Consider the following 15885-nt stretch of genomic DNA (forward strand, 5'->3'; position numbering starts at 1 on the left):
GACCTGTCGGAACCTCTTCCCTGGAGCCGCCTTCGGGCGGCTCTTTTTTTGCAGCGGTCCCGGCGAGGACGCCCGCCACGGCGGATCGAGCCCTTTCCTGTCCGGCCGCGAGGCCTTAAAGACCCGTCCGACAGACAGGACAGGAACGCCGCCATGCAGGATCCGGAGATCACGCCCGAGCTCATCGCCGCCCACGGCCTGAAGCCCGACGAATACGACCGCATCCTGCAGATCACCGGCCGCGCGCCGACTTTCACCGAACTCGGCATCTTCTCGGCCATGTGGAACGAGCATTGTTCCTACAAGTCCTCGAAGAAATGGCTGCGCACCCTGCCCACGGACGGCCCGCAGGTCATCTGCGGGCCCGGCGAGAATGCCGGCGTCGTCGATATCGGCGACGGCCAGGCGGTGGTCTTCAAGATGGAGAGCCACAACCACCCCTCCTACATCGAGCCCTACCAGGGCGCCGCGACCGGCGTCGGCGGCATCCTGCGCGACGTCTTCACCATGGGCGCGCGGCCCGTCGCGGCGATGAACGCGCTGAGCTTCGGCCATCCCGATCACTTCAAGACCCGCCAGCTCGTGCACGGCGTCGTGGAAGGCGTCGGCGGCTACGGCAACGCCTTCGGCGTGCCCACGGTCGGCGGCGAGGTCCGCTTCGACAGCGCCTATGACGGCAACTGCCTCGTCAACGCCTTCGCCGCCGGCCTCGCGGACGCGGACGCGATCTTCTACTCGGCCGCCTCCGGTGTCGGCCGGCCCGTCGTCTATCTCGGCGCCAAGACCGGCCGCGACGGCGTCGGCGGCGCCACCATGGCCTCGGCCGAATTCGACGAGGGCATCGAGGACAAGCGCCCCACCGTGCAGGTGGGCGATCCGTTCACCGAAAAGCGCCTGATGGAGGCCTGCCTCGAACTCATGGCCACCGGCGCGGTGGTCTCGATCCAGGACATGGGCGCCGCGGGCCTGACCTGCTCGGCCGTGGAGATGGGCGACAAGGGCGGGCTCGGCATCCGGCTCGACCTCGACCGCGTGCCGACGCGCGAACGCGCGATGACGGCCTACGAGATGATGCTTTCGGAAAGCCAGGAGCGGATGCTCATGGTACTCGACCCCGAAAAGGAGGACGCCGCCCGCGCGGTGTTCGACAAGTGGGACCTCGACTTCGCCATCGTCGGGGAGACCATCGCCGAGGACCGCTTCGTGGTGATGCACGGCGGCGAAGAGAAGGCGAACCTGCCGCTCTCGGCGCTCTCGGGCAACGCGCCGGAATACGACCGACCCTTCGAGGAGTCGGCGCCGGACCGTGATCTCTGGGACGTGCCGCAGATCGACGGCATCGACGGGCTGCGCCATCTGATCTCCAGCGCCAATTACTGCGGCCGGTCGTGGGTCTACGAACAATACGACAGCATGGTCATGGCCGACACAGTGCAGGGCCCGGGCTGGGGCGCGGGCGTGATCCGCGTGCACGGCACGGACAAGAAGCTTGCCTTCACCGCCGACGTGACGCCCCGATATGTCGCCGCGAACCCCGAGGAAGGCGGCAAGCAGGCGGTCGCCGAAGCTTTCCGGAACCTCTGCGCGGTCGGCGCGCGGCCGCTCGCCAGCACCGACAACCTCAATTTCGGCAACCCCGAGAAGCCGCAGATCATGGGCCAGTTCGTCGGTGCGATCCGCGGCATCGGCGCCGCCTGTACCGCGCTCGACATGCCGATCGTCTCGGGCAACGTGTCTCTTTACAACGAAACCGACGGCCGCGCGATCCTGCCGACCCCGACCATCGGCGCCGTCGGCCTGATCGCCGCGGACGAGGAGCCGATCCTCGACCGCGCCCGCGAAGGCCATGTCGCCCTTCTGGTCGGGCGCAGCGGATCGCATCTCGGCCGCTCGGCGCTCCTGGCGGAGGTCTTCCTGCGGGACGACGGCGACGCGCCCCGCGTCGATCTGGAGGAAGAGCGCCGCAACGGCGAGTTCATCCGCGACAACCGCGCGTTGATCCGCGCCTGCACGGACCTGTCGGACGGCGGCCTCGCGCTCGCCGCGTTCGAGATGGCGGCCGGCTCCGGGGTCGGCGTGAAGCTCGACAGCAGCGACACCCCGACGCTGTTCGGAGAGGACCAGGGCCGCTACCTCATCGCCTGCAATTTCGACTGCGCCGAAGAACTGATGACCCGCGCCGGCGCCGCCGGGGTGCGGCTCGAAAGCGTTGGCCGCTTCACCGGCGACACGGTCGATTTCGGCGGCAGCGCCGCGCCGCTGGACGAACTGGTGGAGGCCCACCGCAGCACCTTCGCCACGCTCTTCGGCTGAGCTTAACGGGCGGCGCGCCGCCGCCCGGCCTTGCCTAGTCCCAGCAGCTCACCAGCACGGTCATCGCCATCGCAACCCGGGTGAGGTCCTCCGGAGCCATCGCCCTCTCTCCGTTCGCTTCTCCGACCGACAGACCGGCGGAGGCCACGAGTTCGCGCAGTACGTCGGCCTTGGCGGCAAAGTTCACGCTGTCGGGCAACTGCCGCGTGCCGCCGTCGCGCGGCAGCAGCATGCCCAGAACCGCACCGCCGCTGTCGAGCACCGGACCGCCGGCATCGCCCGGCTCCGCCGCAAGGGCGAGGCGCTTGACGTTCTCCTGCCCGGACAGATCGCGCAGATCCTCGAGCGAGCCGAAGGTCAGGGTCGGGGCCGGCAGCACGCCCCCGAAGGAATAGCCCGACACCGCGACTTCGGATTTCAGGCGTGGCGGGTCCATCCGGAAGGACGCGACCTGCCGCGGGGCGAGACGCCCCTGCGGCACCAGCAGCGCCGCGCCAAGCGCTTCGTCGCGTGCCGCCACGCGCGCCTCGTGCGCGTCGTCGAGCGTGATGCGCCCGCAATCCTGCACCGCGTCCAGAGCTGTCACCACCGCGCCCGAGCGATCCACGTAGAAACCCGAGGCGGTGGATTTTGGCTGTCGGACCTGAAGGCCAGACACGAGGTCGACCGCCTGTTCCTCCTCGGCCACAGTGGCGGGATCGAGCACGATGTCCTCCACCGATGCGAAACTTGCCTGCATCTCGGCCAGCACGCGCGTACGCCGCTCCTCGTCGTCCGCGGGCCAGATCAGCGTGAAGCCCTTGATGGCCCCGTCGATCAGCCGCGCCTCGGTGTGGGACACCATTCGCGCGTTGCGCCCGACAAGGGTGAACCCGTCCGCGCGGCGCTCGCGCTCGCCCTCCTGTGGCACGATCTCGAGCGTCTGCATGATCTCGTAGAGGCCGTTTAGCGTCGTGCGGTCGCCGGGCTCGGAGATCAGCAGCACACGGGCCGGCAGATCGCCCGTCGGCTCGTAGCGCACGAACGGGCTCGCCGCGCTGTCCTTGTCGACGACGCCGAGCGGGATCTGCACCGACACGCCCGCGTCCCGGTCGACGACACGCTGCAGGTCCAGCCCCTCCAGCACGGCGTTGTACTGACCCAGCAGGGCCGCGCGCTGGCGGGTGGTCAGCACGCCGGTGACCTCGTAGCCGTTGTCGCGCTGCCAATCGGCCATCGAACCGCGGGTGCCGCGGCCGAAGGCGGCGTCGATGGGGCCGTCGTAGAAGCCCGCCCATTGCAGCGCGACCTGAAGCTGTTCGCGGGCCGCGCGGTTCAGCTCAGCCTCCGAGGCGCGCGCCTCGCGGACCGTCTCCTGCGGTTCGGGTTGCGTCTGGCCTTCGGCCTGCGGCGCCTCGGCACCCTCGTCCTGCGACTGTTGCGGGGCGTCGGGCTCGGGCGCGGCGATGGCCCCTGCGCCGACCGGGAAGAAGCGCGACCGGTAGCGGTTCGCCTCCTCCACATAGGCATCGCGCGGGATCTGCCCATTGGAGCGCAGCTCGCGCAGCCGGGCCGCGGCCTCCTCGGGCGAAAACGGGCCGAGCGCAACGCCGTACCAGCCGCCGCCCAGGGCAAAACCGTTCACGTTCGACAGGTAGCTGGCGTAGTCCCGCACCCGGTCCTCGGCCCGCGACAGCGATCGCTGCGCCTCCAATTGGATGAAGGAAGCCTGCTGCGCCGACGCCATGTTGCCTGCCAGCAGCGCCGCCACACCGATCGTCCAGATACGTTTCATGCTGGTGTCTTGTCCCTCGTAGGCCATCGGTCCGTTTGATCCCGGAACGCTTAGCAGAGACCGCCGGCAGCGCACGTCAAAATGTGGGGAGCGGCGCGATTGACCCCGGCCCTGTGGCCCCATAATCAACGTGCGGATCACAGGACGGGATGAACGGCATGGCCGCCAGCGACAGACCGCGCAGCTTCCAGGAGATCGTGCTGCGGCTCCAGACCTACTGGGCGTCGAAAGGATGCGCGGTGTTGCAGCCCTACGACATGGAGGTCGGCGCCGGCACCTTCCACCCGGCGACGACGCTGCGCGCGCTCGGCTCGCGCCCGTGGGCGGCGGCCTATGTGCAGCCCTCGCGCCGCCCGACCGACGGGCGTTATGGCGAGAACCCCAACCGGCTGCAGCATTATTACCAGTTCCAGGTGCTGATCAAACCGTCGCCGCCGGACATGCAGGATCTCTATCTCGGCTCGCTCGAGGCGATCGGCATCGACCTTACCATGCACGACGTCCGCTTCGTCGAGGACGACTGGGAAAGCCCCACGCTCGGCGCCTGGGGTCTCGGCTGGGAGGTCTGGTGCGACGGCATGGAGGTCTCGCAGTTCACCTATTTCCAGCAGGTCGGCGGCCACGACTGCCACCCGGTGTCCGGGGAGCTGACCTACGGTCTGGAACGGCTGGCGATGTATGTCCTCGGGATCGACCACGTGATGGACATGCCTTTCAACGATCCGCAGACGCCCATCGCGCTCAGCTACGGCGACGTCTTCCGCCAGACCGAACGGGAATATTCGCGCTGGAATTTCGACGTCGCGGACACGGATACGCTTCTGCGCCATTTCGAGGACGCCGAAGCCGAGTGCCGCCGCATCCTCGAGACGGACGAGACCGACCCCAAGACCGGCCAGCGCATCGTCATGGCGCACCCGGCCTATGACCAGTGCATCAAGGCGTCGCACCTGTTCAACCTGCTCGACGCGCGCGGCGTGATCTCCGTCACCGAGCGGCAGGCCTATATCGGCCGCGTCCGGGCGCTCGCCAAGGCCTGCGCGGACGCCTTCGTGACCACCGAAGCCGGGGGCATGGTCGAAGCATGACCGGCAAGATCCTCGCCCTCGCGATCCTCGTCTGCGCCGTCGTCGCGGGCGGCGCGATGTATTACCTGCAGGTCTACGCCTTCTACGAGGAAGTCGCGGAGAACGACGTCGAGATCGCGCTCGTGCCTCTCGGCTCGGACACCGCCGAGCCGATCCCCTACGAGACGTTCGAAGGGATCGACGCCAACAGCTCCCCGATCCGCTTCCGCGCCTGCTTTCACACCGAGCTGACGCTCTCCGAGGCGGCCGAGACCTACAAGCTCTACCCCGACGCCGCCCCGCGCGTGGCGCCGGGCTGGTTTTCCTGTTTCGACGCGGACGCGATCGGCGAGATGATCGAGGACGGCCGCGCCGACGTCTTCCTCGGCCAGCGCAACATCGCCTACGGCGTCGACCGGGTGATCGCGATCACCGAGGAGGGTCGCGGCTATGTCTGGCACGAGGTGAACGAGTGCGGCGACAAGGCCTATGACGGCACGCCGCTGGGCGAGGATTGCCCGCCGCCGCCGGAAAGCTGAGACCGGCAAGGAACCGCCGACCGGCTCCATGCGCTGTCCCTTCGGAACAGGAGATGCAGCCATGGCCTCGAATGCCCCCGCCTGGGTGGTACCCGTCATGCGCGCCGGCTACACCGCGCGCGCCATCGTCTACACGGTTGTCGGCAGCCTCGCGCTGACCGCGGCGCTCGACGGCGGCAGCGCCGAAGGCACGACCGGCGCGCTCGCCGACCTGAAATCCGAACCGTTCGGGCTGGCCCTGCTCTGGGTCATCGCCGCCGGGCTGATCTGTTACGCGATCTGGCGCTTCATCGCCGCCGCGCTCGATCTGGAACGGCGCGGCGACGATTCCTCGGGGATCTTCGCGCGCGGCGGCCTCGTAATCACGGGCCTCATCCACGCCGCGCTCGGCGTATCGGTCGCGGGCCTCGCGCTCGGCCGGTCGAGCGGTGGCGGCGGCAGCGGCGCGCAGGACTGGACGGCGCGGCTGATGCAGCTGCCCTACGGCAAGTGGATCGTCGCGGCGATCGCCGTCGGGATCGTCGGCGCCGGCGCGTATTACGTCTGGAAGGGCATCAAGCAGAAGTACAAGCGCACCATGCGGGTGACGCCGACCACGCAGAAGCTCGACCCGGCGCTGCAAGCCGGGTTCATCGCCCAAGGCACGCTGGTGGCCATCGTCGGCCTGCTGCTCGGCGGCGCCGCGCTGACCACCGATCCAAGTCAGGCCGGCGGCATCGGCTCCGCGCTCGATCAGGTGCGCTCGGCCCCGTTCGGGCGCGTGGCGCTCGGGATCATCGCAATCGGTGTCCTGGGCTTCGCACTCGAGAATCTCGTGGAGGCGCGCTACCGCATCGTTCCGGCCCGCGCCGGCAGCGACGTGGAGACCCTGGCGATGCGCGCCAAGGCCAAGGCGAAGGCGGCGGCTGGCTAGCTGCTGGACGGCGAAGCGGCAGGCCGGTATCCCCTGCCGCGACCGACCTCTAGCGCCCGTGGATGCCATCGATGCCCGATCTTCTGATCGAACTCTTCTCCGAGGAAATTCCCGCCCGCATGCAGGCCCGCGCGGCCGCCGACCTCAAGGCGCGCGTGACGGACGGCCTCGTGGAGGCGGGCCTGACCTACGCCCACGCAGCCGCCTTCGCCACGCCCCGCCGCCTGACCTTGGCGCTGGAGGGGCTGACGGGCGAATCGCCCACCCTGCGCGAAGAACGGCGCGGCCCGCGCACCAATGCGCCCGACAAGGCCGTGGAAGGCTTCCTGCGCGGCGCCGGCGTTGCCCGCGAGGATCTGATCGAGCGTGACGAGAAGAAGGGTCGTTTCTTCTTTGCCGTGGTGGAGACGACCGGCCGCCCCGCCGACGCGATCGTCGCCGAGGTTCTGGAGCGCGTGGTACGCACCTTCCCGTGGCCAAAGTCGATGCGCTGGGGCGACGGCACCCTGCGCTGGGTGCGCCCGCTGCACCGGATCCTGTGCGTTCTGACCGACGAGGCGGAACATCGCGTGGTGCCGCTGGAGATCGACGGGATCGCCGCGGGAGATGTGACCGAAGGCCATCGCTTCATGGCGCCAAAGCCGATTTCCGTAAGCGGGTTTGACGATTACGTGGCGAAGCTTAAGCGCGCACACGTGATCCTGGACCCGGCGGAACGCGCCGAGATCATCCGCAACGACGCCGCCAACCTCGCCTTCGCGAGCGGGATGGAGATGGTGGAGGACGAGGGCCTGCTGGCGGAGGTCGCGGGGCTTGTAGAATGGCCAGTGGTGCTGATGGGCGAGATCGGCAGCGACTTCATGGACCTGCCGCCCGAAGTGCTGATGACTTCCATGAAAGAGCACCAGAAGTTCTTTTCCGTGCGCAACCCCAAGACCGGGCGGATCGAGCGCTTCGTGACCGTCGCCAACCGCGAGACGGCCGACGACGGCGCCACGATCCTGGCCGGGAACGGCAAGGTTCTGACCGCGCGTCTGTCGGATGCGAAATTCTTCTGGGAGAACGACTTGCGTGTCGCGGTTGATGCAAAGATGCAGCCGTGGATCGAGAGCTTGTCGCAGGTCACCTTCCACAACAAGCTCGGCAGCCAGGCCGCCCGTATCGACCGCATCGCCGCGCTGGCGCGCGAGCTGGCGCCGCGGGTCGGCGCGGACGCGGACCTCTCCGAGCAGGCGGCGCGCACGGCCAAGGCCGACCTGTCCTCAGAAATGGTCTATGAATTCCCGGAACTTCAGGGGCTTATGGGCCGGTACTACAGCGAAGCCGCTGGTTTGCCCACCGAGGTAGCCGCTGCCTGCGAGGAACATTACCAGCCGCTCGGCCCCTCGGACGCGGTGCCCACGGCGCCCGTCTCGGTTGCCGTCGCGCTGGCCGACAAGATCGACACGCTCACCGGGTTCTGGGCCATCGACGAGAAGCCGACCGGCTCGAAGGACCCGTTCGCCCTGCGCCGCGCGGCGCTGGGGGTGATCCGGCTGCTTCTGATCAACGATCTGCGGCTGCAGCTGATGGAAAACGATGGGCCATTTTCTGTTGGATTCGCTCAACAGGTCGATCCGGAGGGAAGCTTCGAGAAGGCGGTGGCAGACATCTCTTCCAACGAAGCGTCACCAGCTTGGGCGGCGTCACGCCACCTTCTCGATTTCTTCCACGACCGCCTCAAGGTGCACCTGCAGGGCGAGGGCGTGCGCCACGACGTGATCGACGCCTGCCTTGCGATGCCGGGCGCCGACGACCTGACGCTGCTCGTCAAGCGCGCCCGCGCGCTGCAAGGCGTGCGCGAGACCGAGGACGGCGAGAACCTGATCCAGGGCTTCAAGCGCGCCAACAACATCCTGACGCAGGCCGAAGAGAATGACGGCGTCGAATACAGCTTCGGTGCCGACCGCAAGTTCGCCGAGGCGCCGGAAGAGACGGCGCTGTTCGACGCGCTCGACGCGGCGGAAAAGCGCATCCTTCCGGCGATGGAAGCGGAGGACTTCGCCGAGGCGATGGCGGCGATGGCGGCGATGCGGCCGGCCGTCGACGCCTTCTTCGAGGCGGTCCAGGTCAATGCCGAGAACCCGATCCTGAGGCGCAACCGGTTGAACCTGATCAGCCGGATCCGCCAGGTCTGCCTGCAGGTGGCCGACCTCACCCGGCTCGAAGGCTAGCCTGCGTAGGTGGGCAATCTGCCCACCCCCACCAGAACCTGACGCGACGGCGCCAAACGCGCCCTTGCCTGTGACGGCGGCGGGCGTATCCTGCGCGCGACATGGACGATGCCGCACTGCAGAACCCCGGGATCGAGGACCGGGACGTCACGCCGATCACGCCGACCGCGCCCGTGCAGTCGCCGACCCATGGCGGACGTGCCAAGTGCCTGCAACGGCTCGTCCGGCTCGATCTGCCCGTGCCGCGGACGGTGGCACTGTCCTTCGAGACGGTGCGCGGCATCGCCCACGGCAAGATGCCGGACATCCACGCCCTGCTGGAGAGCTTCAATCCCGGCGCCGTTCTCTGCGTGCGCCCCTCGTCCGAGGATCCCGACTGGGGCGGGCCGGGCGCGATCCTCAATGTCGGGCTGAACGATGAACGCCTCGCGCGCCTCGCGCGCAGCATCGGCGCCGAGGCGGCGACGCAGCTCTATACCCGCTTCGTGCACGCCTACGCGGTGGAGGTCGCGCGACTCGACCCGGATGTCTTCGCCGATATCGACGCCGAGGGGGCCGCCGGCCTCGCCGCCGCGCTCGCAGCCTACGAAGAGGAGGCCGAGGAGCCGTTTCCACAGGACCCGGCGGTGCAACTGTCGGAGGTTCTCCGCTCGATGGCGCGCGCGTGGGAGGGCACGACGGCGCGGCTTTTGCGGCAGGCCAAGGGCGCGCCGGCGGATGCAGGGCTCGGGCTCGTGGTGCAGGAAATGGCGCTCGGCCTCGGGGTCGGCGAATGCGGTTCGGGCGTGCTGCAACTGGTGAACCCCGCCACCGGCCTGCCGCAGATCACCGGGCGCTATCTCAGCCAGAGCCAGGGACGCGAGGCGCTCGAGAAGGGGGCCGCGTCGCTCTATCTCGAACGGGACCCGCGCGGGCCGTCCCTGGAGGAGCTGGCGCCGGAAGCCTTTTCGGAGATCCTGACCCATGCCGCGCGGATGCGCCGGCGCCTCCGCGCCGAGATGCAGGTCGAGTTCACCATCGAGAACGGGCGGCTCTTCATTCTCGATGGTGTCATGGTGACCGGCTCGTCGCGGGCGGCGGTGCGCATCGCCGTGCGGCTGGCGGGTGACGGCATCATCACCCGGCAGGAGGCGCTGATGCGGGTCGAGCCGCGGGCGCTGTCGGAGCTTCTGCACCGGCAGGTCGACCCCGAGGCCCTGCGGGACACGATCGGGCGCGGGGTCGCGGCCTCCCCCGGGGCGGCGACGGGCCGGATCGTCTTCACGGCGGCCGAGGCGCAGGCCAGCGCGGCGCGGGACGAGCCCTGCGTTCTGGTGCGGCGCGAGACCTCGCCCGAGGATGTGCGCGGCATGCACGCGGCGGTCGCGGTGCTGACGGAACGCGGCGGCATGACCAGCCACGCCGCGGTGATCGGCCGCGGGCTCGGCCTGCCCTGCGTCGTGGGCGCCGGGCGCATGGCCTTCCATCTGCGGCGGGGCGAGCTTCGGGCCGAGGACGGGCGCGTCTTCCGCGCCGGCGACACGATCACCGTGGACGGCACACAGGGCGCGGTGCTGGCCGGCGCGCCGCCGACGGTTGAGGCGATGCTGGACGATTCGTTTCGCACGCTCATGGCCTGGGCGGACGCGGAGCGCGACATCGGCGTGCGCGCCAATGCCGACACGCCGGCCGATGCCCAGACCGCCCGCAACTTCATGGCCGGCGGCATCGGGCTGTGCCGGACCGAGCACATGTTCTTCGAGCCCGGCCGCCTGACGGTCATGCGCGAGATGATCTTCGCCGATGGCCCCGAGGACCGGCGCGACGCGCTTCGGCAGCTTCTGCCCATGCAACGCGCGGACTTCACGGAGCTTTTCGGCATCATGACCGGCCTGCCGGTCTGCATCCGCCTCTTCGACCCGCCGCTGCACGAGGTCCTGCCCGTCGACCGCGCCGGCGTGCGCGACCTGGCCGAATCGCTCGGCCTGCCGATCTCGGAAGTGAGCCGACGGATCGAATCCATGGGCGAATACAACCCCATGCTCGGCATGCGCGGCGTCCGGCTCGGCGTGACCGTCCCCGAGATCTACGACATGCAGGCGCGCGCCATCTTCGAGGCGACGCTGGAGGCCAGACGCGACGGCGCCCCGGTGGTGCCCGAGATCATGATCCCGCTCGTCTCCACCCCGCGCGAGGTGGAGCACGTGCGGACGCGAATCGACGCCGTCGCCGCGGCGGTGCGCGCCGAACGCGGGCGCGACTTCGACTACAAGCTCGGCGTGATGGTGGAGACGCCGCGCGCCTGCCTGCTGGCCGAGGAAGTGGCGCGGCACGTGCAGTTCCTCAGCTTCGGCACCAACGACCTGACGCAGATGACCTACGGGCTGTCGCGCGACGACGCGGGGCGATTCATGTCCGAATATGTCGCCCTTGGCATGTTCGAGGAAGATCCGTTCCACGTGCTCGACGCCGAAGGCGTGGGCGAGCTTCTGCGCATCGGGGTTGAGCGCGGCCGCCGCGGTCATCCAGGCCTCAGCCTGTCGCTTTGCGGCGAACATGGCGGCAACCCGGCCTCGATCGACGTGTGCCGGGCGATTGGACTGGACTATGTCAGCTGCTCGCCATTCCGGGTGCCGGTGGCCCAGCTGGCCGCGGCGCAGCTCGCCATTCGCGACAGGATCGAACGCGGCTGACGCTCCGTCGGCAATTTTCACAAATTCGGAAAACGGAATAAGCAGAGTATTGCCGACCGCCCTGCCCCGATCTGGACAGGCCGCTCCGGTTTCTCTAGCCGACCCCGGATGCGTGCCGCCCGGCTGCCAGGGCATCGCGCACGCAAGGGGATAACATCACGAGGTGTGTCAATGTTCCGTGTCCTGGTTGCGACACTGGCTGCGCTGGTCTGCGCGGCACCGATCCACGCGCAAGGTGACGACGATGGCGTCACCAAGGTCCTGCGGCAGGAAACCCGCGCGCTGAACGCTGCGAGCGCGGCGCATCTGCAACGACTGGTGACGCCCAAGAGCGTCGTCAAGGATCTGCGCTACAATCAGGCCTGGCTGGCCGGCCAGCCCTTCGAGGCCGGCGGACGCGACTGGCAATGCCTGACCGAGGCGCTCTACTTCGAGGCGCGCGGCGAGACCGTAAAGGGCCAGTTCGCCGTAGCCGAAGTGATTCTCAACCGGGTGGATAGCCCGCGATACCCCGACAGCGTCTGCGGCGTGGTGAACCAGACCTGCCAATTCTCCTACACCTGCGACGGCGCCTCCGAGGCGATGCACGAGACCGGGGCCAAGCGCCAGGTCGGCAAGGTCGCCAGCCTGATGCTGGAAGGCGTTCCGCGCGAGTTGACCGAGGGCGCGACGCATTATCACACCGTGGCGGTGTCGCCCCGCTGGGCCAGCCGCTTTCCGATGACCGCGCAGATCGGCGTGCATCGCTTCTACCGCCAGCCGCTGCAACTCTCCATGAAGTGACGGCGGGCCGGACGGCCGGCTCCGCCGGTCGTCGCTCATGCACGTCGCCTTTCGCAACCGTTCGGCACAGGCGCGCGGCGAGGGGTGGCGGTCCGCCGCAAAGCGCGTTTACAGTCCGGAAACTTCGGCACCGGGAACACGCGCCATGGCCTCCGAAATCCGCCTCGCCTTCGCCCATCCGACGGAGCGCAGCCTCGCCACCGCCGGCGACGCGCCGCGCGACCGCATTTCTCTGCGCGACCACATCCGCGAGGTCGAGATCGGCGCCTTCCAGGCGGAGCGCGGCACCAAGCAGCGCATCAATTTCAACGTCGTGGTTGAGGTGGTGCCGTTCACCGGACCGCTCGACGACGACGTGGACCGCATCCTGTCCTACGACCGCGTGACCGAGGCAATCGCGGCAGAACTGGCGACGGAGCGCGTGAACCTGCTGGAGACGCTCGCCGAACGCGTCGCGGAGCGCATCCTTGCCGAACCGCAGGCCCTGCGCGCCTTCGTGCGGATCGAGAAGCTCGACCGCGGCCCCGGCGCGCTGGGTGTGGAGATCGTGCGCTCGCGCCGGGAGCTCGAATCGCGGCTCGACGAACGGGTGCAGGAGCGGCCGCATCCGCGCGTCGTCTTCCTGTCGAACGAGGCGATGGAAGCGCCGGGCCTCGGCGCGTGGATCGACACGCTGGAGGCCGAGGGCGCACCGATCATCTTCTGCGTGGGCCCGCACGATCTGGCGGTGCCGCGACTCGACCACAAGATGGTGCAGCGGCGGATCGACCTGCTGGCGATCGAACAGAACGGCTGGCGCCTCGCCGCGATCGACGAGCGCGGCAAGGTCGTTTCCACCCGGACCGAACTCGACTGGGCGATGAAGAACGGCCAGATCTGCATCTGGGCCCCGTCGAAGATGGTGCTCGACGCCACCGACGGGCCGAAGGGGCGGACGCGCGACGCGCTCGGCCTCGCCGCCTGGTTCGCGGCGGAGATGACCGCGCGCGAGTTGCTGGTCGTCGGGGCGGACGCGCCCGACGCACCGGGCGTTCCGGTGCGCGCGCTTGAGGTCGGCCCGACGCTCGGCTAGGGGCTTGCCTTCGGCGCGAAGCTCTTACATGCCCTTGCCCATGACCGAATATTTCCGTCCCCTCGTCCAGCACGGGCCCGCCCGCCCCGACGCCGCGCTGCCGCTTGCCGGCGGGGCGCTCTGGTTCACCCACGCGCTGCGGCTGGCGCGGGGCGCCGCGCCCGAAGTGGTCGATGCCGCCACCCTGCCGGACGCCTGGACGGAGGCGCTGACCGGGCCGCGCGCGCCGGTCGCGGGGCTCGACATGAGCGCATCGCGCCTCATGGGGATCCTCAACGTCACGCCGGACAGTTTCTCGGACGGCGGGCGCTTCGACGCGTCGGAGGTCGCGGTGCGGCACGCCCATGCCATGGCCGAGGCCGGGGCGGAGATGATCGACATCGGCGGCGAATCGACCCGGCCCGGCTCCGATCCCGTGGACATGGACGAGGAACTGGCGCGCGTCGTGCCGGTGATCGAGCGGATCGCGACGGGCGCCCTGCCCCCGGTGTCGATCGACACCCGCAAGACGCCCGTGGCCCGCGCGGCGGTCGAGGCCGGCGCGGCGCTGGTCAACGACGTGTCGGGCTTCACCTACGATGACACGCTCGCGCCCTACTGCGCCGAGGCCGGGCTTCCGGTCTGCGTGATGCACGCCCAGGGCGATCCCAAGACCATGCAGGAGGCACCGCATTACGACAACGTGCTGCTGGACGTCTACGACCTGCTCGCCGGGCGGGTCACGGCGCTGGAGGCGGCGGGCATTCCACGCACGAAGATCGTGGTCGATCCCGGCATCGGCTTCGGCAAGACGCTGGCGCACAACCTCGCGCTTCTGCAGGGGATCGCGCTGTTCCACGGCCTCGGCTGCCCGGTCCTGCTCGGCGCGTCGCGCAAGGGTTTCATCGGCGCGATCACCGGTGAGCGGGACGCCGCCGCCCGCGCCCCCGGCTCCGTCGCCGCGGCGCTTGCCGGGGCGGCGCAGGGGGTGCAGATTCTGCGGATACACGATGTGGCAGAGACAAACGCCGCACTGAAGGTCTGGCAGGCGACCGTAAAGGGGCAGAACGATGGGACGTGAACTATTCGGAACGGACGGCGTGCGCGGGCGGGCGAACGTCCACCCGATGACCGCCGACATGGCGCTGCGCATCGGCGCCGCGGCCGGGCGCTATTTCCGGCGCGAGGCGGGCGGCGTGCACCGCGTGGTGATCGGCAAGGACACGCGCCGCTCGGGCTACATGTTCGAGAACGCGCTGACCGCCGGGCTGACCTCCACTGGCATGAACGTCCTGCTGCTCGGTCCGGTGCCGACGCCCGCGGTGGGGCTGATGACGCCCTCGATGCGCGCCGATCTCGGCATCATGATCTCTGCCTCGCACAACCCGGCGCACGACAACGGGATCAAGTTCTTCGGCCCCGACGGCTTCAAGCTCTCGGACGAGGCGGAGGCGGAGATCGAGGCGCTGGTGGCCGAGGGCGTGGAGCCCGCGCAGTCCGGCAATATCGGCCGCGCACGCCGCATCGACGACGGCCGCTTCCGCTACCAGGAGCGGGTGAAATCGACCGTGCCGGACATCCGGCTCGACGGCATGAAGGTGGTGATCGACTGCGCCAACGGCGCCGCCTACCGCACCGCGCCCGAGGTCCTGTGGGAGCTCGGCGCCGACGTGGTGCCGCTGGGGGTGCAGCCCGACGGATTCAACATCAACCAGGATTGCGGCTCCACCAAGCCGCGCATCGCCGCCGAAACGGTGGTGGCGCACGGCGCCGACCTCGGCATCTGCCTCGACGGGGACGCCGACCGGGTGATCCTGATCGACGAGACCGGCACCGTCGCGGACGGCGACCAGCTCATGGCGCTGATGGCGACCCGCTGGGCCGAGGAAGGCCGGCTGAAGGACGGCACGCTGGTGGCGACGGTGATGTCGAACCTCGGCCTCGAAAAGCACCTCGGCGCCCGCGGTCTGCGGCTCGAACGGACCGGCGTGGGCGACCGCTACGTGGTGGAGGCGATGCGCCGTGGCGGTTGGAACCTCGGCGGGGAGCAGTCGGGCCACATCGTGATGACCGACCACGCCACCACAGGCGACGGGCTGATGGCGGCGCTGCAATTCCTCGCGGAGATGGCCCGCACCGGCCAGCCGGCCAGCCGCCTCGCCCGGAATTTCGAGCCGGTGCCGCAGCTTCTGAAGAACGTGCGCTACACGCCGGGGCGCGCGCCGCTCGAAGTCGCGGCGGTGCAGGCGCGCATCCGGGACGCCGAGGCGCGCATGGGCGGCCAGGGACGCGTGCTGATCCGCAAGTCGGGGACCGAGCCGCTGATCCGGGTGATGGCCGAATGCGAGGACGAGGGGCTGCTGGCCCAGGTCGTCGACGGCATCGTCGCCGAGGTCGAGTCTGCGGCCTGACGATAAGGTCGAGCCGCACGCCCTGGATTGTCTGCCTTGCACGCTCGCGCGGAGCGTCCGACCAGCCGGGATATCGGCGCGGCCGGGACGCCTCCGGCGGGAGTATTTGAGGCCCAAAGAAACCGGGAGGCGCGATCGGGCGGCGCCGG

Annotated in this window: 11 protein-coding genes; 10 read left to right on the forward strand and 1 reads right to left on the reverse strand. The window is 69.5% G+C overall.

Annotation, left to right across the window (positions count from 1 at the left end; all coding sequences use genetic code 11):
- Positions 1–153 precede the first annotated feature (153 nt).
- The gene (gene purL / locus F3H57_RS10435; protein ID WP_149755862.1) at positions 154–2313 is read left to right on the forward strand and encodes a phosphoribosylformylglycinamidine synthase subunit PurL; all 2160 of its coding nucleotides are present in this window, start codon (positions 154–156) and stop codon (positions 2311–2313) included.
- Positions 2314–2347: 34 nt separating this feature from the next.
- Here the strand turns inward: purL and F3H57_RS10440 are convergent, their stop codons facing one another.
- Positions 2348–4087, reverse strand: coding sequence for a trypsin-like peptidase domain-containing protein (locus tag F3H57_RS10440; RefSeq protein WP_149755863.1), 1740 nt, complete (start codon positions 4085–4087; stop codon positions 2348–2350).
- A gap of 158 nt (positions 4088–4245) precedes the next feature.
- Between F3H57_RS10440 and F3H57_RS10445 the strand changes: the two genes are divergently transcribed.
- The 9 genes from F3H57_RS10445 to glmM all read left to right on the forward strand — a co-directional run bounded on the left by F3H57_RS10445 (position 4246) and on the right by glmM (position 15736).
- Positions 4246–5175: a glycine--tRNA ligase subunit alpha gene (locus tag F3H57_RS10445; protein ID WP_149755864.1), complete on the forward strand. Its 930-nt coding sequence runs from the start codon at positions 4246–4248 to the stop codon at positions 5173–5175.
- Entirely contained in the window at positions 5172–5693 is a 522-nt protein-coding gene (locus F3H57_RS10450) for a DUF6446 family protein (protein WP_149755865.1), read from the forward strand. The genes F3H57_RS10445 and F3H57_RS10450 overlap by 4 nt, the downstream gene beginning before the upstream one ends.
- 61 nt (positions 5694–5754) lie before the next feature.
- Positions 5755–6606, forward strand: coding sequence for a DUF1206 domain-containing protein (locus F3H57_RS10455; RefSeq protein WP_149755866.1), 852 nt, complete (start codon positions 5755–5757; stop codon positions 6604–6606).
- A 119-nt stretch (positions 6607–6725) separates the two neighbouring features.
- Positions 6726–8819 carry a glycine--tRNA ligase subunit beta gene (gene glyS, locus F3H57_RS10460; protein ID WP_394349829.1) on the forward strand — a complete coding sequence of 698 codons (2094 nt, stop codon included), beginning with the start codon at positions 6726–6728 and terminating at the stop codon, positions 8817–8819.
- Between the two features lie 101 nt (positions 8820–8920).
- Entirely contained in the window at positions 8921–11491 is a 2571-nt protein-coding gene (locus F3H57_RS10465; RefSeq protein WP_149755868.1) for a putative PEP-binding protein, read from the forward strand.
- Between the two features lie 171 nt (positions 11492–11662).
- Positions 11663–12274, forward strand: a complete 612-nt coding sequence (locus F3H57_RS10470) for a cell wall hydrolase (RefSeq protein ID WP_149755869.1) — start codon at positions 11663–11665, stop codon at positions 12272–12274.
- 145 nt (positions 12275–12419) lie between these two features.
- The gene (locus F3H57_RS10475; RefSeq protein WP_149755870.1) at positions 12420–13346 is read left to right on the forward strand and encodes a dihydroneopterin aldolase; all 927 of its coding nucleotides are present in this window, start codon (positions 12420–12422) and stop codon (positions 13344–13346) included.
- 28 nt (positions 13347–13374) lie between these two features.
- Positions 13375–14406: a dihydropteroate synthase gene (folP, locus tag F3H57_RS10480; RefSeq protein WP_223163043.1), complete on the forward strand. Its 1032-nt coding sequence runs from the start codon at positions 13375–13377 to the stop codon at positions 14404–14406.
- Positions 14396–15736 (forward strand): phosphoglucosamine mutase, encoded by a 1341-nt coding sequence (gene glmM, locus F3H57_RS10485; RefSeq protein WP_149755871.1) that lies wholly within the window; start codon positions 14396–14398, stop codon positions 15734–15736. Before folP ends, glmM begins: the two co-directional genes overlap by 11 nt.
- Positions 15737–15885 lie beyond the last annotated feature (149 nt).

The organism is Roseivivax sediminis, from assembly GCF_900112685.1.
GTDB classification, from domain to species: domain Bacteria; phylum Pseudomonadota; class Alphaproteobacteria; order Rhodobacterales; family Rhodobacteraceae; genus Roseivivax; species Roseivivax sediminis.

Excerpts from the sequence above, each read along its gene's own strand:
- purL (WP_149755862.1), top strand. The coding sequence starts at position 154 with ATGCAGGATCCGGAGATCACGCCCGAGCTCATCGCCGCCCACGGCCTG.
- F3H57_RS10440 (WP_149755863.1), bottom strand. The coding sequence starts at position 4,087 with ATGAAACGTATCTGGACGATCGGTGTGGCGGCGCTGCTGGCAGGCAAC.
- F3H57_RS10445 (WP_149755864.1), top strand. The coding sequence starts at position 4,246 with ATGGCCGCCAGCGACAGACCGCGCAGCTTCCAGGAGATCGTGCTGCGG.
- F3H57_RS10450 (WP_149755865.1), top strand. The coding sequence starts at position 5,172 with ATGACCGGCAAGATCCTCGCCCTCGCGATCCTCGTCTGCGCCGTCGTC.
- F3H57_RS10455 (WP_149755866.1), top strand. The coding sequence starts at position 5,755 with ATGGCCTCGAATGCCCCCGCCTGGGTGGTACCCGTCATGCGCGCCGGC.
- glyS (WP_394349829.1), top strand. The coding sequence starts at position 6,726 with ATGCAGGCCCGCGCGGCCGCCGACCTCAAGGCGCGCGTGACGGACGGC.
- F3H57_RS10465 (WP_149755868.1), top strand. The coding sequence starts at position 8,921 with ATGGACGATGCCGCACTGCAGAACCCCGGGATCGAGGACCGGGACGTC.
- F3H57_RS10470 (WP_149755869.1), top strand. The coding sequence starts at position 11,663 with ATGTTCCGTGTCCTGGTTGCGACACTGGCTGCGCTGGTCTGCGCGGCA.
- F3H57_RS10475 (WP_149755870.1), top strand. The coding sequence starts at position 12,420 with ATGGCCTCCGAAATCCGCCTCGCCTTCGCCCATCCGACGGAGCGCAGC.
- folP (WP_223163043.1), top strand. The coding sequence starts at position 13,375 with ATGCCCTTGCCCATGACCGAATATTTCCGTCCCCTCGTCCAGCACGGG.
- glmM (WP_149755871.1), top strand. The coding sequence starts at position 14,396 with ATGGGACGTGAACTATTCGGAACGGACGGCGTGCGCGGGCGGGCGAAC.